General features: G+C 75.0%; 21 protein-coding genes. 7 read left to right on the top strand and 14 right to left on the bottom strand.

Going from position 1 to position 22,107, the window contains the following annotated elements; translation table 11 throughout:
• Positions 1 to 13: 13 nt before the first annotated feature.
• The 4 genes from NX794_RS30270 to NX794_RS30255 all read right to left on the bottom strand — a co-directional run bounded on the left by NX794_RS30270 (position 14) and on the right by NX794_RS30255 (position 5,042).
• On the bottom strand, positions 14 to 1,267 hold the full coding sequence (locus NX794_RS30270; protein WP_258782680.1) for an SLC13 family permease: 1,254 nt from the start codon (positions 1,265 to 1,267) through the stop codon (positions 14 to 16).
• An 83-nt stretch (positions 1,268 to 1,350) separates the two neighbouring features.
• Positions 1,351 to 2,592 carry a polysaccharide deacetylase family protein gene (locus NX794_RS30265; protein WP_258782596.1) on the bottom strand — a complete coding sequence of 414 codons (1,242 nt, stop codon included), beginning with the start codon at positions 2,590 to 2,592 and terminating at the stop codon, positions 1,351 to 1,353.
• Positions 2,593 to 2,790: 198 nt separating this feature from the next.
• Positions 2,791 to 3,495, bottom strand: coding sequence for a DUF4232 domain-containing protein (locus tag NX794_RS30260; RefSeq protein ID WP_258782589.1), 705 nt, complete (start codon positions 3,493 to 3,495; stop codon positions 2,791 to 2,793).
• A gap of 152 nt (positions 3,496 to 3,647) precedes the next feature.
• Positions 3,648 to 5,042 (bottom strand): serine/threonine-protein kinase, encoded by a 1,395-nt coding sequence (locus tag NX794_RS30255; protein ID WP_258782588.1) that lies wholly within the window; start codon positions 5,040 to 5,042, stop codon positions 3,648 to 3,650.
• A gap of 46 nt (positions 5,043 to 5,088) precedes the next feature.
• On the opposite strand from NX794_RS30255, the gene NX794_RS30250 reads away from it, so the two are divergent.
• Positions 5,089 to 5,637, top strand: coding sequence for an RNA polymerase sigma factor (locus NX794_RS30250; RefSeq protein WP_258782587.1), 549 nt, complete (start codon positions 5,089 to 5,091; stop codon positions 5,635 to 5,637).
• 4 nt (positions 5,638 to 5,641) lie between these two features.
• On the opposite strand, the gene NX794_RS30245 is transcribed toward NX794_RS30250, so the two are convergent.
• Positions 5,642 to 8,047: a SpoIIE family protein phosphatase gene (locus tag NX794_RS30245; RefSeq protein ID WP_258782585.1), complete on the bottom strand. Its 2,406-nt coding sequence runs from the start codon at positions 8,045 to 8,047 to the stop codon at positions 5,642 to 5,644.
• A gap of 269 nt (positions 8,048 to 8,316) precedes the next feature.
• Here NX794_RS30245 and NX794_RS30240 point away from each other — a divergent pair, with 269 nt between their 5' ends.
• On the top strand, positions 8,317 to 9,486 hold the full coding sequence (locus NX794_RS30240) for a lactate 2-monooxygenase (RefSeq protein ID WP_258782679.1): 1,170 nt from the start codon (positions 8,317 to 8,319) through the stop codon (positions 9,484 to 9,486).
• A 616-nt stretch (positions 9,487 to 10,102) separates the two neighbouring features.
• Here NX794_RS30240 and NX794_RS30235 read toward each other — a convergent pair.
• On the bottom strand, positions 10,103 to 10,480 hold the full coding sequence (locus tag NX794_RS30235) for a toxin Doc (protein ID WP_258782584.1): 378 nt from the start codon (positions 10,478 to 10,480) through the stop codon (positions 10,103 to 10,105).
• 3 nt (positions 10,481 to 10,483) lie between these two features.
• Positions 10,484 to 10,723, bottom strand: a complete 240-nt coding sequence (locus tag NX794_RS30230; RefSeq protein ID WP_258782583.1) for a hypothetical protein — start codon at positions 10,721 to 10,723, stop codon at positions 10,484 to 10,486.
• A 403-nt stretch (positions 10,724 to 11,126) separates the two neighbouring features.
• On the opposite strand from NX794_RS30230, the gene NX794_RS30225 reads away from it, so the two are divergent.
• On the top strand, positions 11,127 to 11,561 hold the full coding sequence (locus NX794_RS30225) for a protease inhibitor (RefSeq protein WP_258782582.1): 435 nt from the start codon (positions 11,127 to 11,129) through the stop codon (positions 11,559 to 11,561).
• A 205-nt stretch (positions 11,562 to 11,766) separates the two neighbouring features.
• Here NX794_RS30225 and NX794_RS30220 read toward each other — a convergent pair whose 3' ends face one another.
• The 3 genes from NX794_RS30220 to NX794_RS30210 form a co-directional block, all read right to left on the bottom strand.
• Positions 11,767 to 11,925 (bottom strand): CDGSH iron-sulfur domain-containing protein, encoded by a 159-nt coding sequence (locus NX794_RS30220; RefSeq protein ID WP_258782678.1) that lies wholly within the window; start codon positions 11,923 to 11,925, stop codon positions 11,767 to 11,769.
• Between the two features lie 109 nt (positions 11,926 to 12,034).
• The gene (locus tag NX794_RS30215) at positions 12,035 to 12,664 is read right to left on the bottom strand and encodes a HemK2/MTQ2 family protein methyltransferase (RefSeq protein ID WP_428985989.1); all 630 of its coding nucleotides are present in this window, start codon (positions 12,662 to 12,664) and stop codon (positions 12,035 to 12,037) included.
• A 78-nt stretch (positions 12,665 to 12,742) separates the two neighbouring features.
• Positions 12,743 to 13,756 (bottom strand): iron-containing redox enzyme family protein, encoded by a 1,014-nt coding sequence (locus NX794_RS30210; RefSeq protein ID WP_258782579.1) that lies wholly within the window; start codon positions 13,754 to 13,756, stop codon positions 12,743 to 12,745.
• A 22-nt stretch (positions 13,757 to 13,778) separates the two neighbouring features.
• Here NX794_RS30210 and NX794_RS30205 point away from each other — a divergent pair, with 22 nt between their 5' ends.
• The gene (locus NX794_RS30205) at positions 13,779 to 14,387 is read left to right on the top strand and encodes a flavodoxin family protein (protein WP_258782578.1); all 609 of its coding nucleotides are present in this window, start codon (positions 13,779 to 13,781) and stop codon (positions 14,385 to 14,387) included.
• 19 nt (positions 14,388 to 14,406) lie between these two features.
• Here the strand turns inward: NX794_RS30205 and NX794_RS30200 are convergent, their stop codons facing one another.
• From NX794_RS30200 to NX794_RS30190, 3 genes are all read right to left on the bottom strand, one after another.
• The gene (locus NX794_RS30200) at positions 14,407 to 14,583 is read right to left on the bottom strand and encodes a hypothetical protein (RefSeq protein ID WP_258782577.1); all 177 of its coding nucleotides are present in this window, start codon (positions 14,581 to 14,583) and stop codon (positions 14,407 to 14,409) included.
• Positions 14,584 to 14,725: 142 nt separating this feature from the next.
• Positions 14,726 to 16,231, bottom strand: coding sequence for an MFS transporter (locus NX794_RS30195; RefSeq protein WP_258782576.1), 1,506 nt, complete (start codon positions 16,229 to 16,231; stop codon positions 14,726 to 14,728).
• Positions 16,232 to 16,427: 196 nt separating this feature from the next.
• Positions 16,428 to 18,074: an FAD-dependent monooxygenase gene (locus NX794_RS30190; RefSeq protein ID WP_258782575.1), complete on the bottom strand. Its 1,647-nt coding sequence runs from the start codon at positions 18,072 to 18,074 to the stop codon at positions 16,428 to 16,430.
• A 280-nt stretch (positions 18,075 to 18,354) separates the two neighbouring features.
• Here NX794_RS30190 and NX794_RS30185 point away from each other — a divergent pair, with 280 nt between their 5' ends.
• The 3 genes from NX794_RS30185 to NX794_RS30175 are packed head-to-tail and all read left to right on the top strand — an operon-like array spanning position 18,355 to position 20,876.
• Positions 18,355 to 19,209, top strand: a complete 855-nt coding sequence (locus tag NX794_RS30185) for an SDR family NAD(P)-dependent oxidoreductase (RefSeq protein ID WP_258782574.1) — start codon at positions 18,355 to 18,357, stop codon at positions 19,207 to 19,209.
• Positions 19,210 to 19,212: 3 nt separating this feature from the next.
• Positions 19,213 to 20,121, top strand: a complete 909-nt coding sequence (locus NX794_RS30180) for a DMT family transporter (protein WP_258782573.1) — start codon at positions 19,213 to 19,215, stop codon at positions 20,119 to 20,121.
• Positions 20,118 to 20,876 carry a polysaccharide deacetylase family protein gene (locus tag NX794_RS30175; RefSeq protein WP_258782572.1) on the top strand — a complete coding sequence of 253 codons (759 nt, stop codon included), beginning with the start codon at positions 20,118 to 20,120 and terminating at the stop codon, positions 20,874 to 20,876. The genes NX794_RS30180 and NX794_RS30175 overlap by 4 nt, the downstream gene beginning before the upstream one ends.
• Here NX794_RS30175 and NX794_RS30170 read toward each other — a convergent pair.
• Positions 20,863 to 21,966, bottom strand: coding sequence for an MGDG synthase family glycosyltransferase (locus tag NX794_RS30170; protein WP_258782570.1), 1,104 nt, complete (start codon positions 21,964 to 21,966; stop codon positions 20,863 to 20,865). The genes NX794_RS30175 and NX794_RS30170 overlap by 14 nt on opposite strands.
• Positions 21,967 to 22,107 lie beyond the last annotated feature (141 nt).

Here is a 22,107-nt window from a genome sequence, read left to right as displayed (position 1 = left end):
CCGCGACCCTCCGTCAGAGAACCTGTAGCGACCCCCACAGTGCCACCACCGCGACCGCCAGGCAGCAGGGCACGGCGAGCAGGCCGAGCCGGGTGAACTCCCCGAGGTCCACGCCGTGGTCGTGCTGGTGCACGATCCGCCGCCACAGCAGCGTGGCCAGCGAGCCCGCGTAGGTCAGGTTCGGGCCGATGTTCACCCCGAGCAGCACCGCGAGGACGGCGCCCGGACCGGACGGCGCGGCCAGCGGAAGCAGTACCAGGACCGCTGGCAGGTTGTTGATGACGTTCGCGAGGACGGCGGCCAGCGCCGCGATCCCGAGCAGCGCGGGCAGCCCGGTGCCGGCGGGCAGGACATGCGCGAGGGCGCCGGCGAGCCCGTTGTCGACCACCGCCCGCACCACCACGCCGAGGGCCAGCACGAACGCGAGGAAGGCCGGGGCCGCCGCCCGCACCACGTCCGGCACGCCCGCCTCCCGCCGCAGCAGCGCCCGCCCGGCCAGCACCAGCGCGCCCGCGGCGGCCGCCCAGGCGGGGTCAACGCCGAACGCCGACGCCACCACGAACCCGGCCAGCGTGCAGCCCACCGTGACCAGCGCGAACAGCGGCAGCCGGGGCGCCTCGCCCGGGTCCTGGCCCGCCGGGGCCGCCGCCGCGAGGTCCCGGGCGAAGAACCGCCGGAACACCAGGTACTCGACGCCGATCGCCGCCAGCCACGGCAGGGCCATCAGCCCGGCGAACCGGGTGAAGCTCAGCCCGCTCGCCGCGAACGCCAGCAGATTCGTCAGGTTCGACACCGGCAGCAGCAGGGACGCCGTGTTCGACAGGTGCGTGCAGGCGTACACGTGCGGCTTCGGCCGGACACCGCCGCGCGCGGCCGTCGCGAAGACCACCGGGGTCAGCAGCACGATCGTGGCGTCCAGGCTCAGTACGGCGGTGATGGCCGAGGCCAGCGCGAACACCGCCGTCAGCAGCCGCACCGGCCGCCCGGCCGCCCAGCGCGCCATCCAGGCCCCGCAGGCCCGGAACAGGCCCTCCACGTCGCAGAAGTGGGCGAGCACCAGCACGGCCGCCAGGAACCCGACGACCGGGCCGAGCCGCTCGGCCTCCGCGCGGGCGTGGTCGAGGGAGATCGCCCCGGTCGCGACCACGACCCCGGCAGCGGGCACCGCCAGGGCCGCCTCCGGCCAGCCGAAGGGCCGTACCACCGCCCAGGCGAGCACGGCGGCCAGCAGGACGGCCGACAGGGCCTCGGCGAGCGGGGTGTTCAGGGCGGGTCCCTCCGGAAGCGATCACGTGGTGCCCGCCCATGAAAACAGACGCCGTGTGGAACCGGGGGGTCCCGGGCGGCGGCCTACGACGTCCGGGTACCCGCCGCGCCCAGGAACTCCGCCCAGCCGCCCGCCGGGGACTGCCCGGGCGGGAGCGTGCGCAACTTGCGCAGCACCGCCGCGTCCTGCGCCTCCAGCCAGGCCACGAGCTGCTTGAAGGACACGAAGCGCACGTCGTCGTGGTCGGCCATCTTCCCGATCGCCTCCTCGACGGCGTCCATGTAGATACCGCCGTTCCAGCGCTCGAAGTGGTTGCCGATGAAGAACGGGGCACGGTTGGACTCGTAGGCGCGGCGGAAACCGGCCAGGTAGGTGTCGCGGGCCTGGGCGCGCCAGGCGTCGTACTGCGCGCGGTCACCGAGCGGGTTGCCGTGCGACTGGTTGAACATCATGTTGTAGTCCATCGACAGCACCTGGAAGGAGTGGCCGGAGAAGGGTATGGACTGGAGCGGGAAGTCCCAGACCCGGCCGCCGCGCACCTTGTCCGGCCAGATCTGGAGGCCGCCGGGGGAGCTGGCGTCGTATGTCCAGCCGAGCGCGGCGGCCGTGGGCAGCAGGTTCGGCTGGCCCTCCAGACAGGGGGTACGGCCGCCGGTCAGCTCCTTGCGGTAGTCGAAGGGGAGCGGTTCGAGGTCGGTGAAGCCCGTGTTGGTCTTCCAGTGGGTGACGAAGTCCACCGCCTGGTCGATCTCGCTGCGCCACTCGGCCGGGGACCACCTGCGCACGCCGTTCGCCCCGCAGAAGTGCCCGTTGAAGTGGGTGCCGATCTCGTGGCCCTCCAGCCAGGCGGCGCGCACCTGCTGGAGCGTGGCGTGGATGTGCCGGTCGGCGAGGTAGCCGATGTCGGAGGCGCCGACCGGGTGCCGCGGCGGGTGGTACAGGTGCTTCTTCGACTCGGGCAGGGTGTAGATGCCGCTGAGGAAGAACGTCATCTTGGCGCCGTGGCCGGCGGCCACCTTCCGGAACCGGGAGAAGAGCTTGTTGCTCAGTTCGCCCGCGCCGTCCCAGGAGAACACCACGAACTGCGGGGGCCGTTCGCCCGCCTTCAGCCGGACCGCCTCGGGCTGGTGCGGCTGGGGGCCGGTGTCGGCGGTGGACCCGTCGCCGATCGGCTTCGCCGGGCGGGCCTGCGCGGTGCCCGAGGCGGTTCCCGGGCCCGGTTCGCCGGCCCGGAGCCCGGTGCCGGAGGAGCAGGCGGCCAGCGCGCCCAGAGCGCCCGTCGCCGCGCCCGCCGTCAGCATCCGCCTGCGTGAGATCCCGCTCATCGTCTCCCCGAATTCCTCGCCACGGCCCCGGCGGGGCCTGTTCGTCGTGCGGTCGAGGGGGTTCGATGCCGGGGGCGGGGAGAAAGATCGCGGATTCCGGTGGCTGTTGCCGTCCTGTGACATTTGTGGCGCGGTCATGACGAACCCCGCCGCCCGGGGAGCCGGACGGCGGGGTTCGGGGGAGGGGGTTCGGCCCGCTCAGGGCGCGGTGCCGGGGCTGACCACGGTCAGCGTGACGGACGAGGAGTTGCCCGACACCGGCACCGGGCCGCCCGACCACGTCACCTTCAGATGGTCGCGCTCGTTCGGCGGGGTCACCAGCAGCGCGGCCGGCGTCGCCTTCTTGGCGCCGCTGACCTCCGGGTTGGAGAAGGTCAGCCCGGACCACGCGCTCTGCCCCGGCTTGAGCGTCACCGTCGCCGGCGCGCCGGACCCCCGCTTCGGGTCGGCGCCCAGCTGGGTGCCCGAGCCGTTCACGAAGGCCGCGCCCGGATAGCCGCGCAGCGTGCAGGTACGGCCGGACTTGTTGGTCAGCACGACCGGGAAGTTCTCCTGACCGGCCCCCGGGTCGTTGCGGCCCACCGAGGCGCGCAGCTCGGAGGTGTGGCAGCGCGAACTCGCGGCGGCCGTGTCCTTGGACGAGGCCGAGCCGTCACCGGACCGCGTCGCCACCGGAGCCGAGGACGAGACGCCCGGCGCCGAACCCGAACCGGCATCGGACGGGGTGGAGGAGGCGGCCCCCGGACTGGAGGCGCCGTCGGTCGCGGGGGCGGCCGTACCGGAGCCCGTCACGGGGTCGCTCTGGACGTCCTTGCCGTTGCCGCAGGCGGTCAGCAGGCCCATGACGGCGACCGCGCCCACGAACAGGGCCCGGTGCCGCGCGGACCGGGTGGTGTACACCATGTCGCTCCACACTCCTGGATCTCGGGGGCACGCGACGCACCGCGTGCCTGCGGCGCCGGGTGCGCCGTCATGACAGTCCGATGCGTCGCACGCCGGAAAAGTTCGGAACACACCGCCTTTTCTTCCCCGCCTCGGCCCGGGTACCTCCCGGATCAGGACACCCGCAGCGAACGGAGTACGCCGTCGGTGGCGTCCCCGGCACCCCGCTGGCGCACCTGCACGTACACCTGCGGCCGCTTCGCGCCGCTCGCCGGGGTCAGGGCGCTCTCGGTGACCGAGCCGCCGTCCGGGCAGCCGCTCCAGGTGCGCACCAGCCCGCGCCAGCCGCCGTCGGCGAAGACGCGGTCCCCGGAGTAGCGGCATCCCGCGTGCGTGAGCTTCCCGACCCGCGTGGTGACGTCGCCGTGCTCGCCGAGGCCGACGAACACCCCGTCCACGGCCGCCTTCAGGTCGGACCAGCGGGACACGTCGTCGGCCACCACCAGGCCCGGTTCGTGCCCCTTCGCCAGCCCGAGCGCCGCCGGGTCCCAGCCGTCGCCGCGTATCTGCCGGCCCCAGCCCGTGGGCACCCGCAGGACCACCCGGCCGGTGGTGTCGGCGACGCGCACCCCGTCCGGGGAGTCGCCGCCCCGCTGGGTCACGTAGGTCACCGTGACCGCGGCGGCCGTGGCCGCGAGCAGCGCGGCGAGCGCCAGGGTCACCGTGTTGAGCCGGCCCCGCACCCCGTCCAGACGCCGCCGGCTCCGCCCGGCCGGCGTCCCCGCCGCCAGCCGGTCCAGCTCCCGCGCGAACTCCCGCGCGTCCGGCCAGCGCCGCTCCCGGTCCGGCTCCAGCGCCCGCAGCAGCGCCCGCTCCACGTCCTCGCCGAGGTCCGGCCGCAGCCGCCGCGGCGGCACGATCTTCCCGGGCGGTCCCGGCACGGTCCCGGTGACCAGCTCGTAGCCGACCGCGCCCAGACTGTAGACGTCGGCCCGCTCGTCGATGCCCTCCCCGGGCTCGGCCTGCTCGGGCGGCTGGTAGCCCGCCGAGCCCGCCGCCAGCGTCAGCACGGAGGCCTGCGCCAGGCTCTTCGCCAGCCCCAGGTCGGCCAGCAGCACCCGCCGGGTGCCGTCCGGGGCGGTGTGCAGCAGCACGTTGGTCGGCTTGATGTCCCGGTGCACGATGCCCGCCTCGTGCAGCGCCGCGGCACTGCGCGCCGCCTCGGCCGTCAGCGCCAGCGCGTCCGGCACCGGCAGCGGTCCGGCGGCCGGCAGCTCGGCGAGGGTGCCGCCGTCGGCGTACTCCATCACGAAGTACGGCCTGCCGTCCGGGAGTTCACCGATGTCGTAGACCTGCACCACCCGGTTGGAACCCGCCCGGCGCAGCAGCCGCGCCTCGGACAGGAAACGTTCCCTGATGTCGAGCCGGTGCGCCCAGTTCTCGGCGAGCACCTTCACGGCCACCGGCGCCTGCAGCTCGGGGTCGTCGGCGAGCCACACGGTGGCGAAGGCGCCGCTGCCCAGTGGCCGTTCGAGGCGGTAGCGGCCGATCCGCCGCAGGGAATGCATACGACTATCATGCCTGCCTGGAGATCGACCACGAAGGGACCCTTCCGTGCAGGACCAGGCGCCGATCGAAGACCTCGCCCGGTGTGCCGCCGCAGGCGACAGCGGAGCCCTGGACCGGCTGCTGACCGAGCTGCGGCCCGAGGTGGTGCGCCGGTGCGCGCGCTTCCTGCCCTGCCGGGAGGACGCCGAGGAGGCCGCCCAGGACGTGCTGCTCCAGGTGGCCCGGCACATCACCAGGTTCGAGGGCCGCAGCCGCTTCGGCACCTGGCTCTACACCGTCGTCGCCAACTGCTGCCGGCAGAAGTACCGGGAGCTGAAGCGCCGGGCCGCCGAACAGCCCGTCGTCATCGAGCCCTCCCAGGCCGTCGACCCGCGCACCACCAGCGTCATCGCCGGCTCCCGGGTGGACCTGCTGGAGGCCCTCGACCGGCTGGAGCGGGAGCACCCGCAGCTGGTCGCGCCGCTGGTCTACCGGGACATCTGCCAGCTCGACTACGCCGAGGTCGCCGAGCGTGTCGGCATCCCGCTCGGCACCCTCAAGTCCCGCCTGCACGAGGCCCGCAAGCAGGTACGGCCCTGGCTGTCCGCCTCCTGACCCCTCAGGCCTCGCCGCCCGCCTCGAACAGCGGCAGCTCCGCCCAGATCGTCTTGCCGTCCGGGGTGTGCCGGCTGCCCCAGCGCTGGGTGAGCTGGGCGACCAGCAGCAGTCCCCGGCCGCCCTCGTCGAAGGTCTTGGCCCGGCGCAGGTGCGGCGCGGTGTGACTGGTGTCCGACACCTCGCAGATCAATGTGTCCGCGTCGTGGATCAGCCGCAGCCGGATCGGGTGGGCGCCGTACCGGATGGCGTTGGTGACCAGCTCGCTGACCACCAGCTCCGCCGGGAACGCGGCCTCGCTCAGCCCCCACTCGGCCAGCTGCCCGACCACCTGCTTGCGGACCGGTGCCACCAGCGCCGGGTCGGCCGGGATGTCCCAGGTCGCCACCTGCGAGGCGGGCAGGCCCTGGGTGCGGGCGAGCAGCAGCGCCACGTCGTCGGCGGCGCCCCCGTGCGGCAGCAGCGCCCGCAGGATGCGGTCGCAGACGGCGTCCAGGGAGCCCGTGTCCGCCCGGAGCGCCGAGAACAGCACCTCGCGGCCGGCGTCCCCGTCCCCCTCCCGGTCCGGCACCAGACCGTCGGTGTACAGGGCGATGACCGTGCCCTCGGGCAGTTCCACCTCCGCCGACTCGAACGGCAGCCCGCCCACGCCCAGCGGGGGACCGGCCGGCAGGTTTAGCAGGCGCGGCCGGTCGCCGGGGCGCGCCAGCACCGGTGGCGGATGCCCGGCGCGGGCCAGGGTGCAGCGCCGGGAGACCGGGTCGTACACCGCGTACAGACAGGTCGCGCCGACCTCGCCGGTGCTGCCGTCGCCGCCCGACTCGTCCGACAGCCGCACCACCAGGTCGTCCAGGTGGGTGAGCAGTTCGTCCGGTGCCAGGTCGATGTCGGCGAGGGTGCGTACGGCGGTGCGCAGCCGTCCCATCGTGGCCGAGGCCTGCACGCCGTGCCCCACCACGTCCCCGACCACCATCGCGACCCGCGTGCCGGACAGCGGGATCACGTCGAACCAGTCCCCGCCGACCCCGGCCCGCGCCGCCGGCAGGTACCGGGAGGACGCCTCCAGCGCCGCTGTGCGCGGCAGGGTGCGGGGCAGCAGGCTGCGCTGGAGCGCCAGGGCGGTCTCGCGCTCGCGCGAGTACCGGCGGGCGTTGTCGATGCTGACCGCGGCGCGCGTGGTGATCTCCTCGGCCAGCAGCCGGTCGTCGGCGGTGAAGCCGTCCGGACGCCGGTGCCGGGTGAAGACCGCCACCCCGAGGGTGAGCCCGCGGGCCAGGATCGGCACCGCCATCGAGGAGTGGATGCCGAACGCGCGCACCCGGTCGTCGCGCGCGGTGTTCCAGGTCAACCACCTGGCCATGTCGCCGGCGGCGACCGAGGCGATGATCGGCCGGCCCGCGGTGAGGGCGTCGGCCTGCGGGGACTGCTCCGGGTACCGCTCGGTCTGCCCGGGCTTCAGCACCGCCTCGGGCACCCCTGCGAGGACCGACCAGTGCGCGGCCCGGCGCAGTGTGACCGGGGCCGTGATGCGGGCCGGGGGCTCACCGCCGTACTCCTCGGGGTCCAGCAGGTCCACGGTGACGAAGTCGGCGAGGGCGGGTACGCACATCCGCGCCAGTTCCTGGGCGGTCCGGGTGACGTCGAGGGTGGTGCCGATGCGGGCGCTCGCCTCGTTCACCAGTTGCAGGCGCTGGCGGGCCCGGTGGCCGTCGGTGATGTCGTGGGCGGCCAGGCACACGCCCCGCACCCGGCCCGCCGCGTCCCTGACCGGCGCCATCCGGGCCAGCCAGGCGTGCGCCCGCTCCTCGTCGCCGCTGTCCGTGAAGGTCCGCAGGTCCTGGGGCGTGCCGGTGGAGAGCACCTCCAGCATGCCCCGCTCGACCTCCTCGCTCCCTGCCCGGCCGGCGATCTCCGGGAGCCGCAGCCCCCGTACCCGGTCCTCCGGGAGGCCCAGGACGGCGGCCATCGCGTCGTTCATCCGGCGCAGCCGCAGCGCGTCGTCGTACACGGCGATCGCGCACGGGGACTGCAACAGGCCCGCCTGTGCCAGCGGATCGTCCGCGGCGCGCGGTGCGGCGCCGGTCAGCGGTGTGACCACGGTCCAGTGGCCCGGGCGGCCCCGCTCCGGCGGCCGGTGGTGGGCGAGCAGCCAGACCGTCACGGTACGGCCGTCCAGGTGGCGCAAACCGATCGTCCCCTGCCGGCGGGGGCCCTCGGGTACGGCCGGGGCACGCTCGCCGGGGCCCGCGGGGTCGCCCGCGAGCAGTCCGGCGGCGGGGCGGCCCACGACGGCCTCGGCCGGGTGGCCGAGCAGGCGCCGGGCGCCCTCGCTCCACTCCGTCAGAGTCCCGTCGTCATCGATGACAGCCCGGGCCGTCGCCGCCTCGTCGAACGGATAGACCGGGCTCATCGTCAACCGCTCCCCAGCGCACACTCACAGTGAACAGGTGGCATCACTTCCGTTCCAGCGTAGTGCTTCCCGGACCACCGTGGACCGCGACCCCCACGCCGTGGTCCGGTCGGCCGGAAACGGTCAAGGGTGACTTTCGGCCGAAGTGACCGAAGGGCTGTTCCGGAAGTTCCGGACCCAGGTCGACTGTGCGTGCCAGGCCGTCAGATTCTGTGCGCTCGCGATCAGTTGTGAGTACCTTTGACGGGGTGCGGGATGAGGGGAGCACGGTGGGCGGTCAGTGGGCGGACTTCCAGTACGAGATCTACCTGAACGGGATGACGGGTGTCGTGCCCCGGCTCCCGACCGATCTCACCCGGCTCGAAGAACTGGCCGAACACCGGCTCGGGCCCGGCCCCGTGGGCTATGTCGCGGGCGGCGCGGGTGACGGCAGCACCGCCCGCGCCAACCGGGCGGCCCTGGCCCGGCGCCGGATCGTGCCGCGCATGCTGCGGGACGTCGGCGAACGGGACCTGTCCGTCGAACTGCTCGGCCGGCGTCTGCCGGCGCCGCTGGCCCTCGCACCCGTCGGCGTCCTGTCGATCATGCACCCGGACGCCGAGTCCGCCGCCGCCCGGGCCGCCGCCGCGCGCGGTGTGCCGTACGTCCTGTCCTCCGCGTCCAGCACGCCGATGGAGCGGGTCGCGGAGGCCATGGGGGACGCCGAGCGGTGGTTCCAGCTCTACTGGGGCAAGGACCGCGAGGTGACCCGGAGCTTCCTGGGCCGGGCGCGGGCGGCGGGGTTCTCGGTGCTGGTCGTCACCCTGGACACCCCGCTGCTGTCCTGGCGGCCCCGCGACCTGGACCAGGCCTATCTGCCGTTCCTGCACGGGGTGGGCACCGCCAACTACTTCACCGACCCGGCGTTCCTGGCCGGCCTTGCCAAGCCCGTGCACGAGGACCCGAACGCGGCGGTGCTGCACTTCCTCGGCCTGTTCGGCGACCCCGGGCACACCTGGCCTGACCTGGCGTTCCTGCGCGAGCACTGGGACGGCCCCATCGTCCTCAAGGGCGTGCTGCACCCGGACGACGCCCGCCTCGCCGCGGACGCCGGCATGGACGGCGTGGTCGTCTCCAACCACGGCGGCCGGCAGGTGGCCGGCTCCGTCGCCGCGGCCGACGCCCTGCCCGGCGTCGCGGACGCGGTCGGCGACCGGCTGGCCGTCCTCTTCGACAGCGGCGTGCGCACCGGCGACGACGTCTTCAAGGCCCTCGCCCTCGGCGCCCGGGCAGTGCTGCTCGGCCGGCCGTACGTGTACGGGCTGGGCCTCGACGGACAGGCGGGCGTCGACCACGTCATCCGCTGCGTCCTCGCCGAACTCGACCTCACCCTCGCCCTCTCGGGCCACACCGGTCCGGGCACGCTGACACGGGCAGATCTGGTGGAGGCCTCGGTCTGAGGGTCCTGGCCGGGTCCGGGAGCGGAGACGGGCGGCTCGGGTGGGAACGCGCCCCCGGTGCTCGGTGATCGGGCGGTTCCCGGGTTCGATCCGGTGCCGACGGCCTGTCGGGTCAGTCCCCGGCGCAAGCGGCGGCTCGCCTCGCGGCGTGCGGCCGTGGCTCGGTGTCGTGCCAACTCGCCCGGCGACACGGGGCCGTGGCGCGTCGCCGTCGCGTGGTGCGGCCCCCGGTGTGTGCGCCCCCGCCCCACCGCGTGCCGGTGCTCGGGTGCGGCGCCAACTCACCTGGCTCCGTGGGGACGTGGCGCGTGTCGGCGTTGTGCGGTGCGGCCCGCCGGGCGCGCGCGTCCGGGGCGGGCGGGGGCACCCCCCGTGTGAAGCGAGCACCCGCACCGGCGGACCGCGCACGCTCCCCGGTGGGGCGGGCCGGTAGTGGACTGGGTGTCGGCCTCCTCGGAAGGCCCCGTGCGGGACGGCGGCTCTCCCGCGCGCGACCGGCCGCCGGCCCTGTTCCTCCCGCCCTCGGCCGGCGGCCCCGGCGGCTTCCCCCGCCGGCCGGGCGTTTGACGGGAACGGGACCGGCCGGCCGGGACGTCCGCCGCGCGGAGCGGGACGTTCAGATCTGCCAGGAACGCAGCCGGTCCGCCGCGTCGTACACGTCGGACTTGCCGGAGATCAGGTCCCGGGTCAGGTCGACGAGGGCGCCGTAGGGCGGGTCGATGCCGGCGTCGCTGACGTACATGTAGGCCACCGCGGTGGCGCAGGCGAAGCGGGCGTTGGCGGCGGGGAGCGGCTTGAGCACGGCGAGGGTGTGCAGCAGGGCCGCCGCACGCCAGGCCGGGTCGGAGTTCACGCCGAGCCGGGGCGGGTCCACCCGGTGCCGGGCGACGGCGGCGACCAGCGCGGAGAAGTCGTCCACGGCCGGCTGGTCGGGCAGGACCTCCTCGTGCCGCTGGAGCAGCCAGGGGACGTCGATGTGCAGGGCGGCGGCCATCGCTCAGGCGGCCTCGCCCTTGGCGGGGGACTCGTCCTCCGGGAAGGCCGCGGCGAACTCCTCGGCGTGGGCGGCGAAGAACCGCCGGAACGCCTCCGCCCCCTCCGCCAGGGCCCGGTGCCGGGCGATGTCGGCGGCGGCCGCCTCACGGACGAGGGCCTTCATCGACGTACCGCGCTCCTTGGCGATCTGCCGCAGGTCCTCTAGTTCCCGTTCGCTGAACTCCACGTTGAGAGCTGGCATGCCCTCACGGTACCGGCCCGGTACTCGCTCGTAAATACGCGCAGTTCGGGGCGTATGGGGCCGGGTACCGGCGGTTGCCTGGCTGGGCGTTGTCAACGGGGACGTGAACACGGGGCGTCACGAAGGGGTGGCGAGAGCCTGGCGCCGGGATGTTTCAGGCCTATTAACGAAGCGGTGACTTTCGGCCATCCAGCGGCCTTGATCGATCAAGAACCGCTCAGTTCGGCGGTCGACCTGGTCGAATTCCGTGACTTCACGCCACTGCTTCAACACGAAAGGTTACTGAAACCTATGGGTGCGATGTGTATTTCGCTCGCGGACTCGGCAGAGTGTCGCTCGCCGCCGCGGTTCCCGACCGGGACCCGACGGCAATCGGAACACTTCGAGCGGAAGGATGCACACAATGCGGAACACCGCGCGCTGGACAGCGGCCCTCGGCCTCACGGCCGCCGCCGTCTGCGGACCCCTGACGGGGGCCGCCGTCGCCGCGCCGGACGCGGCCCCGGCAGCGCTCTACGCCCCCTCGGCGCTGGTCCTCACGATCGGCCACGGCGAGAACGCGGCCACCGTCACCCCTGAGCGCGCCGTCACCCTCACCTGCGCCCCCACGGCATCGGGCACCCACCCGGCCGCCGCCGACGCCTGCGCCGAAGTGCGCGGCGCGGACGGCGACTTCAACGCCCTCAAGGGGCGCCAGGGCGTGTGGTGCACGCAGCTCTACGACCCGGTGGTCGTCACCGTCGAGGGCGTGTGGCAGGGCAAGCGCGTCTCCTACGAGCGCAGCTTCGGCAACACCTGTGTGAAGGACGCCGCCGCGGGCAGCGTCTTCGCCTTCTAGGACCGGGATCGCGTGGTTCCCGGGTATGCCGGATCAGGGCCGTGACTGGGGAGTGCGGCCCCTGGGACGGGGACCCAGCGATCTCGCCGGGACCGACGGGCGGAGTGGGGCCACCCGCCGTCTCCCGGGCACCAAAGCCGCTCCCCGGTACGGCCCGTGGGGGGCCGTCCGGGGAGCGGCGCGAAATCAGCGGTTTGAGCGGTGTTCAGACCCGGCGCCGATGACTCGTGTCACACCACGGATAGCGCCGGCTGCGCCGGCATGTGCACAGAGCGACACGGAACCGGTCCGAGGAGACCGTGGTGCCGTCCTCCAGCTCGATCTCCACCGGCCCCTCCACCAGCAGCGGCCCGCCCCGCCGCATGGAGATCCGGCGGACGCGGTCGTCCTCGGCGGTCCTCTCCGGCTCGGTCCTCTCCTTCTCCGCAGCGGACGGCTCGGCCCGCTCCGGCTCCGCGGCGGACTCCGGTTCCTCAGCGGACTCGTTCGGCACGGATCACCACCAGCTCTTCCCGGTCCTCGGACGCCTCCAGCAGCCCCCTGCGGCGCAGCCACTCCTCCCGCGAGCGCAGCACCGGGCCCAGGCCGATCCACCGGCGCCGCACCACCGCGGCCTTCAGCCCCGCCGACCGCAGCAGCTCCAGCGTGCGGTCGGGGTCGCTCAGCGCGGAGTGCACGGTCAGCAGCACACCGCCGGGCCGCAGCAGCGCCGGGGCGTCCCGGCAGATCCGGTCCAGCAGCATCCGTCCGTCGGCGCCGGCGTCCCACGCCCGGGACCGGCCGCGCGGTGTGCGCGCGGCATGGGGAGCCGGTACGTAGGGCGGGTTCGCCAGGATGAGGTCGTAGGTCCGGTCGCCCACCGGACCGAAGAGGTTCCCGCGGTGGATGCGGACCGGCAGCCGCATCGTCCAGGCGTTCAGCCGGGCCGTCCACACCGCCCGCCGGGAGACGTCCACCGCGGTCACCTCGGCGCCGCGCCGGGCCGCTTCCAGCGCCAGCGCCCCGCTTCCGGTGCCCACGTCCAGCACACGGGAACCCGGTGGCAGGATCTCCTCGCGGAGGGCCTCGGCCAGCAGTTCCGTGTCATCCTGCGGGGCGTACACACCCGGAAGCACCCATGCGATCACGTCCGCGCGAGTACCCCCCTCGTCCCGGATGTACCTCCCGATGTGCCGCGCCGCTCAGGACACCGGGACCGGCCGCGGCGCCAGGGGCTCGCGCAGCGAAGAGCGCCCCGCACGCCACTCGGTGAGCAGCCGCCGGGCGAGCCGGTCCTCCAGGTACTCCGTCGCGTCGATCCCGAAGGTGACGTCCGGCGCCAGTTCCGGTTCCTCCGCGAGCAGCCCGGCGATCACCTCGTGCCGGACGACCTGCTCGTGCACCGCGTCGGCCTCGACATGCTCGTCGTAGAAGAACTCGGCGGCCGGTCCGGCACCGGTACGGCGCATCGCCTCGGCCAGCCGGCGCGAGCCCGGCGAGGAGGTGATCTCCACCTCCGCGAAGTGCCCCACCAGGGCGCCCCGCAGCTCGCGGTGCAGCCCGAACAGGGACATCAGGTTGACGATCGCCAGCATCTCGGCCGGAGCCGCGTCCAGGTAGCGGCCGTACGCGGTGTCCAGGTCCAGGTCCGTCATCAGGTCGGCGAACAGGCGGGCGTGCACCCGGTCGGCCCGGCCGCCGCCGAACTCGTCGAACTCCACGGCCGCCATCGCCGCCTTGGCCCGCCCCCACAGCCGGGGCAGCACCCAGGCGTGCGGGTCGGCCTCCTTCAGGTGATACAGCGAGCGCTGGGCCGCGTACTCGCGCACCTGCCACAGCTCGCCCTCGTCGCGCAGGAAGTGGCTCACCCCGGCACCCTCGACCGGTTCGGTGAGGATCGCTTCCAGCGCCTCGTCCAGACTCGCGTGCACCGGGGTGTCGGCCCGCAGCGCGGACCGGAAACGCTGTTCCAGCGCGCGGCGCACGCGCAGCAGCTCCGGGTCCCACTCGTGGGCGGGGGAGACGCCGGCGAAGCCCCGGTAGTGCAGCTCGTAGCACACGTACAGGGCGAGGTGCAGATCGTCGCCGTACGGGTCGGCGGTCTCGGCGTCCTCGGGGCGGGGGAGCGGGCCGGCGGCGCGCAGGCAGCCGGTGACCGCCTCGGACAGCGGTCCCCGGGGCACGGGCAGCCGGGGTCCTCGCAGGTGCTGGTTCATGGCGGCCGGGTACCCGGGCCGCATGAAAGCACTAGTGATCAACTGCACACTCAAGAAATCGCCGGACCCCTCCAACACGGAGGCCCTGGCCCGTGTCGTCACGGAACAGCTGGAGAAGGACGGCGTGTCCGTCGAGTTCGTGCGGGCGGTGGACCTGTCCATCGAGCCCGGTGTGGTCAGCGAGGCGGTCCGGGAGGGCGACGCCTGGCCGGGCGTCCACGAGAAACTGCTGGACGCCGAGATCCTGGTGATCGCCTCGCCGACCTGGCTGGGCCGGCCGTCCTCGGTGGCCCAGCAGGTGCTGGAGCGGATGGACGCCATGCTGTCCGAGACCGACGACGAGGACCGTCCGGTCGCCTACAACCGGGTCGCCGGGGTGGTCGTCACCGGCAACGAGGACGGCGCCCACCACGTCATCAGCGAGATCCAGGGCGCCCTCGCCGACATCGGCTACACGATCCCGGGCCAGGCCTGGACATACTGGCACCTCGGCCCCGGGCCCGGCCCCGACTACCTGGACGACGAGAAGGGCCGCGACTGGTCGCACCGCACCGGCCGGGCCATGGCCGCCAACCTGTACGGGGTGGCCCGGGCGCTGGCGGAACGCCCCGTGGGCCCGCCGCCCGGCTGACCCGCGGGCCTCTCCCGGACTACTCTCCCTCGGCCTGCTCCTGCGCCCCGACGTTCGGGCTGGTGGCGTCGCCGGCCTCGCCGGAGTGGGCGCCGTCCTTGCCCTCGTCGCCCCGCTTCTCGGCCTCCTCGACCTCCCGGATGACCTCCTCCACCGCCGTGTCGGGGTGCTCCTCGTGATCGTTCCCAGTGGTCATGACCGCTCCTCGGTGTCGTCGCCGTACCCGCTTGATCCACTACGGGTTACCCGGCAGCGTCCGTCCAAGCGTCCCGGACAGCGCGAAGGGGCCGCCGTCTCCCTGCTGACGGCGGCCCCTTCGGCCGGTCGGACACCGGCTGTCACATGTGGACGACCGGTGCGGCGTCCGCGTCCTGCGCCGGCACCCCGCGCCGGTAGAACAGGAAGGCGAGCACGGCTCCCGCGCCGAAGAGCACGGCGGACCACCAGAACGCGGTGGTGTAGCTCTCGATGGTGGCCTGCGCCTGGACCAGCTTGCTCGTGGCGTCCCGGCCGGTGAGGTAGTCGGTGGCGGCGCTCGCGGCGAGCGTGTTCAGCAGAGCCGTGCCGATCGAACCGCCGACCTGCTGCATCGCGTTGACGGTCGCCGAGGCCACGCCCGCGTCCTCGGCCGCGACCCCGCCCGTGGCCAGCTGCATGGCCGGCGGCATGACCAGGCCGAGGCCGGCGCCGATCACGATCAGCTGCGGCAGCACCGCGCCGGCGTAGTGCGAGCCGACGCCGATGCCGGTCAGCCAGCCCATGCCGGCCGTGGCGATCGCGAAGCCCAGCGGGATGACCGCCTTGGGGCCGAGACGGGGCACCAGGAGTGTGGTGCCGAGCTGGGCCGCCACCATCAGCGCGCCGACCATCGGCAGGAACGCCACACCCGTCTTGGTGGGGCTGAAGCCGAGGTTGAGCTGGAGGTAGTAGGTCAGGAAGAGGAACACGCCGAACATGCCCGCGCCGGTGATCAGTACGGCGATGAAGGAGGCCGCCCGGTTGCGGTCGAGCAGGATGCGCAGCGGCAGCAGCGGGTGCGCGGCGCGGGTCTGCCACCAGGCGAAGGCGGTGAGCAGCAGACCACCCGCGATCAGGAAGCCCCAGGTCAGCGGGGAGCCCCAGTCGTGTGTCTCGGCGTTGGAGAAGCCGTAGACCAGGGAGAACAGGCCGCTCGCGACCAGGATCGTGCCCGGCACGTCCAGCTTGGCGTCCGCCGCGTCGCGGTGGCTGCCCAGCAGCAGCCAGCCGCCCGCGAAGGCGACGACCGCGATGGCCACGTTCACGTACAGGGTCCAGCGCCAGTCCAGGGCGTCGGTCAGCACACCGCCGAGCAGCAGGCCGACCGCGCCGCCGGCGCCGGCGATCGCGCCGTACACGCTGAAGGCGCGCGCCCGCTCCCGGGCGTCGGTGAAGGTCGTGTTCAGCAGGGACAGCGCGGCCGGTGCCAGCAGCGCGCCGAAGACGCCCTGGAGGGCCCGGGCCACGACCAGCATGGTGAAGCCGTTCGCGGCGCCGCCGAGCGCGGAGGCCGCGGCGAAGCCGACGACACCGGCGAGGAAGGCCGGCTTGCGCCCGAACAGGTCGGCGATCCGGCCGCCGAGCAGCAGCAGGGAGGCGAAGGCGAGTGCGTAGGCGGTGACGATCCACTGCCGGTTGCCGTCGGAGAAGCCGAGGTCGGCTTGGGCGGAGGGCAGGGCGATGTTCACGATCGTGGCGTCGAGGACCACCATCAGCTGGGCGATGGCGACGACGCCGAGGATCCACCACCGGCGGGACGAGGCCTGTCCCCGCTCGACGCCCGCGACCCCCGCGCGGGCGTCGTCGGACAGGGTCTTCTGGGACATGGGGAACCACTCCAGGGAAAGGGCGTTCAGGGCTGGAAGCAGCGTGCGGTGACGCAACGCACGGTTGTAGCGATGCACGATGAGGCAACGCACGGTAAAGAGCGTGTAAACGAAACTGTTTCGTACACATCGAGCGTAGACCACGTCCAGCGAAACGGCAACGTTTCGCTGGACGTGCCGCCCGTAGGGGGTTCCCTCAGCCGGCGAAGACGCGGGCCAGCGCCCCCGCGAGGGCCCCGGGCGCGGCGGGGGACACCCGGGCGCCGAGATATCCGTCCGGGCGGACCAGGAACGCGGTGCCGTCGGCCGGCGCGTACCGGGCGCGGAACTCGCCGCGCCCGTCCCTGAGCACCGGCAGCGGGAGGTGGCCCGGGTCGGCTGCCTCCGGCAGGACGCCGTAGACGCCCAGTCGGCCGTGGGCGAGCCGGGCCGCCTCCTCGGCCAGTGCCGCGAAGTGCCTCGCCCCGTCGGCCGTGTCCGCGTACAGCAGCAGCACGTGGTCGTGCTCGCGCAGGACGTCGTACAGGCGCAGCGGGAAGGCCGCGATCGGGTCGCGCAGGCCGCCGCAGTCCGGGGCGCGGTCACCCGGCGCCGGGCCGCCGCCGCCCGCCGGGCCGGGCTCCACGAGGGGGCTGTCCGGATACGCGATCAGCAGCTGGGCCTCGCGCAGCAGCACGGTCTCCGGGTCGTCCGCGTCGGCCCGCACCCCCCGCGCCGCGTTCCGCAGGGTGCGGCCCACGACCTCCTCGCCCACCGGCCGGCGCTCGGCGTCGTAGCTCTCCAGCAGCTTCGGCTCGGCGTCGCCCGACAGCGCCAGGGCCAGCTTCCAGGCGAGGTCGCAGGCGTCCTGGATGCCGGTGTTCATGCCCTGCGCGCCGGTCGGTGGATGGATGTGCGCGGCGTCGCCGGCCACGAAGACCCGGCCCTCGCCGTACCGGTCCACGATGCGGTGGCTGATGCGGAACACCGAGGACCAGCGCATCGCGGCAGCCGTGGCCGGCCGGGGCGACAGCCGGTCGAGGACCGCCTGGATGTGCTCCAGGGCGGGCGCCGGACCCGCCTCCATGCCGTGGACCACCCCCGCCTCCATGCCGTGCGCCACCCCGTCCCCGCCCGCCGTCCGCCGCCCGAGGGACAGTTCCGGCGGCACCCGCATCGACGTCCGGTAACGGCACCGGCCCGGCAGCGGGACGCAGACCAGCAGGTCGTCCACCGCACCCGCGCCGTCCAGGTGCGTGGACCGTACGGCGTATCCGGCGGGCAGGTCCCAGTCCAGCTCGACGTCCGCGAGCATGTACTCCTCGGGCAGCGCCCCGCCCTCGAAGGACAGCCCGAGCGTCTTGCGCACCACGCTGTGCGCGCCGTCGCACCCGAGCAGGTAGCGGGAGCGGACCTCCGTCTCCGCGCCGGACGCGGTCCGCAGCCTGCTGGTGACCCCGTCGGTGTCCTGGACGAAGGACAGCAGCTCGGTACGGCGCTCGACGCCCCCGCCGAAGCGGGCCAGCCGCTCCTCCAGAACGCGCTCGGTGTCGTACTGCGGCAGACACGCGAAGCCGTACGGCACCCGAGGCGGCAGCGCCAGCTCGATCCGCGCCTGCTCCGTGCCGTTCGCGTACACCAGCTGGCCGCGCAGCGGCAGCGCCGCGTCGAGTGCCGCGCGGGCCACGCCCTGCCGCTCCCACAGCTCGAAGGTGCGCGGCTGCACACCGACGGCCTTGGCGTACGGCAGCCGCTTCGGCAGGCGGTCCACCAGCCGGCACGCCACCCCGCGCCTGCGCAGCTCCAGGGCGGCGGTCAGCCCGACCGGACCCGCCCCGGCGATCAGTACCTCGCTGTGTGCCATGCCAGTCTCCCGCCGCAACGCCCGGACGAACGGGGGGCAGGGAACCGCTCCGGCCGCGCGCCGGCTCCGGCCACGGGCACGCGGCTCCGGTGCCGCCTCGCTCCCCATGCTCGCCCCGGCGGACCCGCACGACCACCGGGGAGCACCGAGGACCGCCGGGGACTCCGGTCGCGCGCCCCCGCCGTGCGCCGCGTTCGAGTCTATGGCGCCCTGGATACACCGCCGAGGTCCGGCCCCGGAGCCCGCGCACCGTGCACACCGTCGCAGTGAGGTCGCCACCATGTCCCACGCCCCGCCCCCCGCAGGCCCCTCGCACCGCGCCCGGACGGTGCGGCCCCCCGCCCCGCAGGCGGCCCCGGCGCCCCTGCGGGCGGGGCACCGGAGCGCCGGCGGCGGCACCGCCCTGGTGACGGGCGCCTCCTCCGGCATCGGCGCGGCCGTGGCCCGCCGGCTGGCCGCCGAGGGCGGCTGGCGGCTGGTGCTCAACGGGCGGGACGTCACCCGTCTGGAGCAGGTGGCCCAGGACTCCGGCGCGCTGGCCGTGCCCGCCGACCTCACCAGCCCCGGCGCCGAGCGCCGGCTCGCCGCGTCCGCCCTCGACCACCTCGGCCGGGTGGACCTGCTGGTCGCGGACGCCGGCGTGGGCTGGGCCGGGGACTTCACCGGCATGCCGCCCGCCCGCATCGACGAGGTCGTCGGCGTCGACCTGCTGGCCACCCTGCACCTCACACGCGCCCTGCTGCCCCCCATGGTCGCGGCCGGCACCGGACGCGTCGTGCTCGTCGGCTCCTTCGCCGGCGGCGTCGGGGTGCGCGGCGAGGCCGTGTACTCCGCGGCCAAGGGCGCCCTCGCCGTGTTCGCCGACGCCCTGCGCTACGAGCTGCGGCACACCGGCGTCGGCGTCACCCATGTCATCCCCGGGGTGGTCGACACCCCGTTCTTCACCCGGCGCGGCCTGCCCTACGACCGGTCCTGGCCGCGCCCGGTGCCGCCCGAACGCGTCGCCGACGCCGTCTGGGACGCCGTACGGCACGGCCGGGACGAGGTCTACGTCCCCGGCTGGCTGCGGCTGCCCGCCCGGGTGCGCGGCGCCGCGCCCGGACTGTACCGGCGGCTCGCCGCCCGCTTCGGGTGAGCCGTGCTCGCCCTGACCGTGGCGCTCGCCCTGCTCGCGGCCCTGGCCAACGCCTCGGCCTCGGTACTGCAACGCCGGGCGGCCGTGCAGGAGCCGGGCGAGGGCTCCGGAGCGGGCTCGGTGGTGCGCCGGTTCGCGCACATCCTGCGGCGCCCCTACTGGCTGGCCGGCGCGGGCCTGCTGCTGCTGTCCGGGCTGCTGCAGGCGGGAGCCCTGGCGGTGGGCAGCCTGGCCCTGGTGCAGCCGCTGCTCGCCACCGAACTGCTGTTCACCCTGGCCGTGGGCAGCGTCGTCTTCCGGCGCCGCCCGGACCGCCGGACCTGGCTGGCCTTCCTCGGCCTCGCCCTCGGCCTCGCCCTGTTCCTGCTGGCCGCCGCGCCGTCCGCCGGGCGGCAGACCGCGCCGGCGCACGCCTGGCTGCTGGGCGGCTGCGGGGCGCTCGCCGTCGTCGTCCTGCTCGTGGCGGCGGCCCGCCCGACCGAGGGCGCGCCCCGGGCCGCGCTGCTGGGCCTCGCCTCCGCCGTGTCGTTCGCGACCACGGCCGCGCTGATGAAGGAGGCCGTGGGCCGGCTCGCGAACGGGCCCGCGGCGATGCTGTCGCACTGGTCGCCGTACGCCACCGCCGGCGCGGGCCTCGTCGCGTTCCTGCTGCTCCAGGGCGCCCTCGGCGCCGGCTCGCTGACGGCCTCGCAGCCCGCCCTCACCCTCGGCGACGCCCTCACCAGCGTCGTGCTCGGCTGGGTCCTGTTCGCGGAGACGATCCAGCTCGGGCTGCGGGTGCTGCCCGAGGTGATCGGCGTCGCCCTGATCGGCGCGGGCAGCATCGGCCTCGCCCACGCGCAGTCCGTGCGCGGCGAGTGGGACACGCCCGCACCCGGCGCGCCGGAATCCCCGAGGGAGGACCGCGGATGACCCCCGTGCCCGGCCGCGCCCCGCGCACGGCCGCCCTGCTGCTGCCGGCCGGCGTCGCCGCGGCGCACCTCGGCCCGGCGGCGACCTGGCTGCCCGCCGTCCGGCTGCCCCTGTTCCCGGGCCTCGCCGGCACCGGCCACCCCCGGCACATCGCCCTCACCTTCGACGACGGACCCGACCCGCGGTCCACGCCGCGCTTCCTCGACGCGCTGGACGGCCTCGGCGTGCGCGCCACGTTCTTCGTGCTCGGCGAGCGGGTGGTGCGCCATCCCGAGGTGGTCCGCGAGACGGCGGAGCGGGGCCACGAGGTCGCCGTGCACGGCTGGAACCACGACCGCCCCTGGCGGCCCGCGCCCGCCCGGGACGCCGCGGAGGTCGCCCGCGCCGCCCGCGCGGTGCACGACGTCACCGGCCGCCCTCCGCGCTGGTACCGGCCGCCCTACGGCATCCTCACCGGCGGACGCTGGGCGGCGGCCCGGCGGGCCGGCCTGCGCACGGTGCTGTGGTCCGCGTGGGGCCGGGACTGGACGGCCGACGCCACCCCGGAATCCGTCCGGGCCACGGTCGCCGCCGGCCTGCGCGGCGGCGGGACGATCCTCCTGCACGACTCCGACCGCCACGCCGCTCCCGACAGCTGGCGGGCAGCCCTGGGCGCCCTGCCCGCGATCGTCGCCGGCTGCCGGGAGGCGGGCCTCGTGGTGGGACCGTTGGGCGAGCATGGGGGAGTGCCGGTGGCCGGTGTCACAGTTCCGTGAGGCAGTCCATCGCGTCCCCCCGGAACAGCTCCCGGCCCCGGGTCACCTGGGCGGCCCGTTCGGGGCCCGGGTTCGTCAGGTCGGCCAGGGCCCGCAGCAGGCCGGGGCCGTCGGGGGCGAGGCGGGAGACGCCGAGGCGGGCCATGTGCCTTACCCCTTCGGCGCCATGACCGGGCAGGGGGCGGTGGCCGATGACCGGCAGCCCGGCGGCGAGGGCCTGGACGGCGGTCTGGCCGGCCGCGTTGTCGACCAGGGCGTGGGCGGCGGCCAGCAGACCGGGCATGTCCGCCACCCAGTCCAGGGCCAGCGCCGACGGTACGGCGGACACCCGGGCGAGCAGCCGCGCGTTGCGCCCGCACAGCACGACCGGCAGGTACCCGGCCCCGGCCAGCAGCCGCGCGGTCTCCTGCGGCCGGGCCGCCGCGCCCCAGGCACCCGCCGACAGCAGCACCGCCGGCCGGCCGGGCGCCCGCCGCGCGAACCGCTGCCGCCAGGCCCCGGCCCCGGGCGCCGGTGCCAGGAAGGCGGGCGCCACCACCGGTCCGGTCGTCACCGCGGGCGTGCCCAGTGCGCGCCGCACCCGCGCCGAGGCGTCGTCGGTCAGGCACAGGTACCGGTCGTTGCCCGGATGCAGCCACTGCCGGTGCACGGCGAAGTCGAGCAGGAACACCGCGCTCGGCACCCGCAGCCGGCCCCGGGCCCTGAGGTCCCCGGTCAGCTGGGCGGCCAGATGGAAGACGGACACCACCGCGTCGGCGTCCCACCGCTCCACCAGCTCCGTCAGCCGTCCGGCGGCCAGCCGGGCCAGCGGCACCCCGCTGGGGCGCGGCCCGGCGCCACCGCGCAGGAACGCGCCGTAGATCCCGGCGTACACCCAGGGCGCGTGCCGTACGGCCGCCTGGTAGCCCCGGCGCAGCCCGCCGCCGAGGCCGTACGGCAGCAGCCGCAGCACATCGATGACCAGCGCCTCGCCGCCACGGGCACCGGCGCGGCGCGCGAGTTCGGCGGCCACCGTGTCGTGGCCGGCCCCCATGCCCGCGCTCACGATCAGCGTCCGCCGCGGGCGGGGCGGCTCGGCAGGAGTGCGCATGGGTTCCGATTCTCCGGTCACCCGCCGGTGGAACCGCGCAGCACCCGCCGTGTCGCGGAACAGGTCCCGCCGCGAGTTGCCCGGGGCGCGCCGGGATGGATGAATCGGCACAGGGAAGCGTGGGGGCGGCGAGCACGGGAG

The organism is Streptomyces pyxinicus (assembly GCF_024753135.1).
Taxonomy (GTDB): domain Bacteria; phylum Actinomycetota; class Actinomycetes; order Streptomycetales; family Streptomycetaceae; genus Streptomyces; species Streptomyces pyxinicus.
Note: the sequence above shows the minus strand (reverse complement) of the source record. Positions and strands in the feature narration are given on the sequence as shown.

What these genes read in the sequence shown, in the direction of transcription:
- NX794_RS30205 (WP_258782578.1), top strand. Translation starts at nt 13,779, where the DNA reads ATGAAAGCACTAGTGATCAACTGCACACTCAAGAAATCGCCGGACCCC.
- NX794_RS30175 (WP_258782572.1), top strand. Translation starts at nt 20,118, where the DNA reads ATGACCCCCGTGCCCGGCCGCGCCCCGCGCACGGCCGCCCTGCTGCTG.
- NX794_RS30200 (WP_258782577.1), bottom strand. Translation starts at nt 14,583, where the DNA reads ATGACCACTGGGAACGATCACGAGGAGCACCCCGACACGGCGGTGGAG.
- NX794_RS30245 (WP_258782585.1), bottom strand. Translation starts at nt 8,047, where the DNA reads ATGAGCCCGGTCTATCCGTTCGACGAGGCGGCGACGGCCCGGGCTGTC.
- NX794_RS30225 (WP_258782582.1), top strand. Translation starts at nt 11,127, where the DNA reads ATGCGGAACACCGCGCGCTGGACAGCGGCCCTCGGCCTCACGGCCGCC.
- NX794_RS30190 (WP_258782575.1), bottom strand. Translation starts at nt 18,074, where the DNA reads ATGGCACACAGCGAGGTACTGATCGCCGGGGCGGGTCCGGTCGGGCTG.
- NX794_RS30260 (WP_258782589.1), bottom strand. Translation starts at nt 3,495, where the DNA reads ATGGTGTACACCACCCGGTCCGCGCGGCACCGGGCCCTGTTCGTGGGC.
- NX794_RS30255 (WP_258782588.1), bottom strand. Translation starts at nt 5,042, where the DNA reads ATGCATTCCCTGCGGCGGATCGGCCGCTACCGCCTCGAACGGCCACTG.
- NX794_RS30210 (WP_258782579.1), bottom strand. Translation starts at nt 13,756, where the DNA reads ATGAACCAGCACCTGCGAGGACCCCGGCTGCCCGTGCCCCGGGGACCG.
- NX794_RS30220 (WP_258782678.1), bottom strand. Translation starts at nt 11,925, where the DNA reads ATGCGGCGGGGCGGGCCGCTGCTGGTGGAGGGGCCGGTGGAGATCGAG.
- NX794_RS30235 (WP_258782584.1), bottom strand. Translation starts at nt 10,480, where the DNA reads ATGGCCGCCGCCCTGCACATCGACGTCCCCTGGCTGCTCCAGCGGCAC.
- NX794_RS30185 (WP_258782574.1), top strand. Translation starts at nt 18,355, where the DNA reads ATGTCCCACGCCCCGCCCCCCGCAGGCCCCTCGCACCGCGCCCGGACG.
- NX794_RS30170 (WP_258782570.1), bottom strand. Translation starts at nt 21,966, where the DNA reads ATGCGCACTCCTGCCGAGCCGCCCCGCCCGCGGCGGACGCTGATCGTG.
- NX794_RS30265 (WP_258782596.1), bottom strand. Translation starts at nt 2,592, where the DNA reads ATGAGCGGGATCTCACGCAGGCGGATGCTGACGGCGGGCGCGGCGACG.
- NX794_RS30230 (WP_258782583.1), bottom strand. Translation starts at nt 10,723, where the DNA reads ATGCCAGCTCTCAACGTGGAGTTCAGCGAACGGGAACTAGAGGACCTG.
- NX794_RS30195 (WP_258782576.1), bottom strand. Translation starts at nt 16,231, where the DNA reads ATGTCCCAGAAGACCCTGTCCGACGACGCCCGCGCGGGGGTCGCGGGC.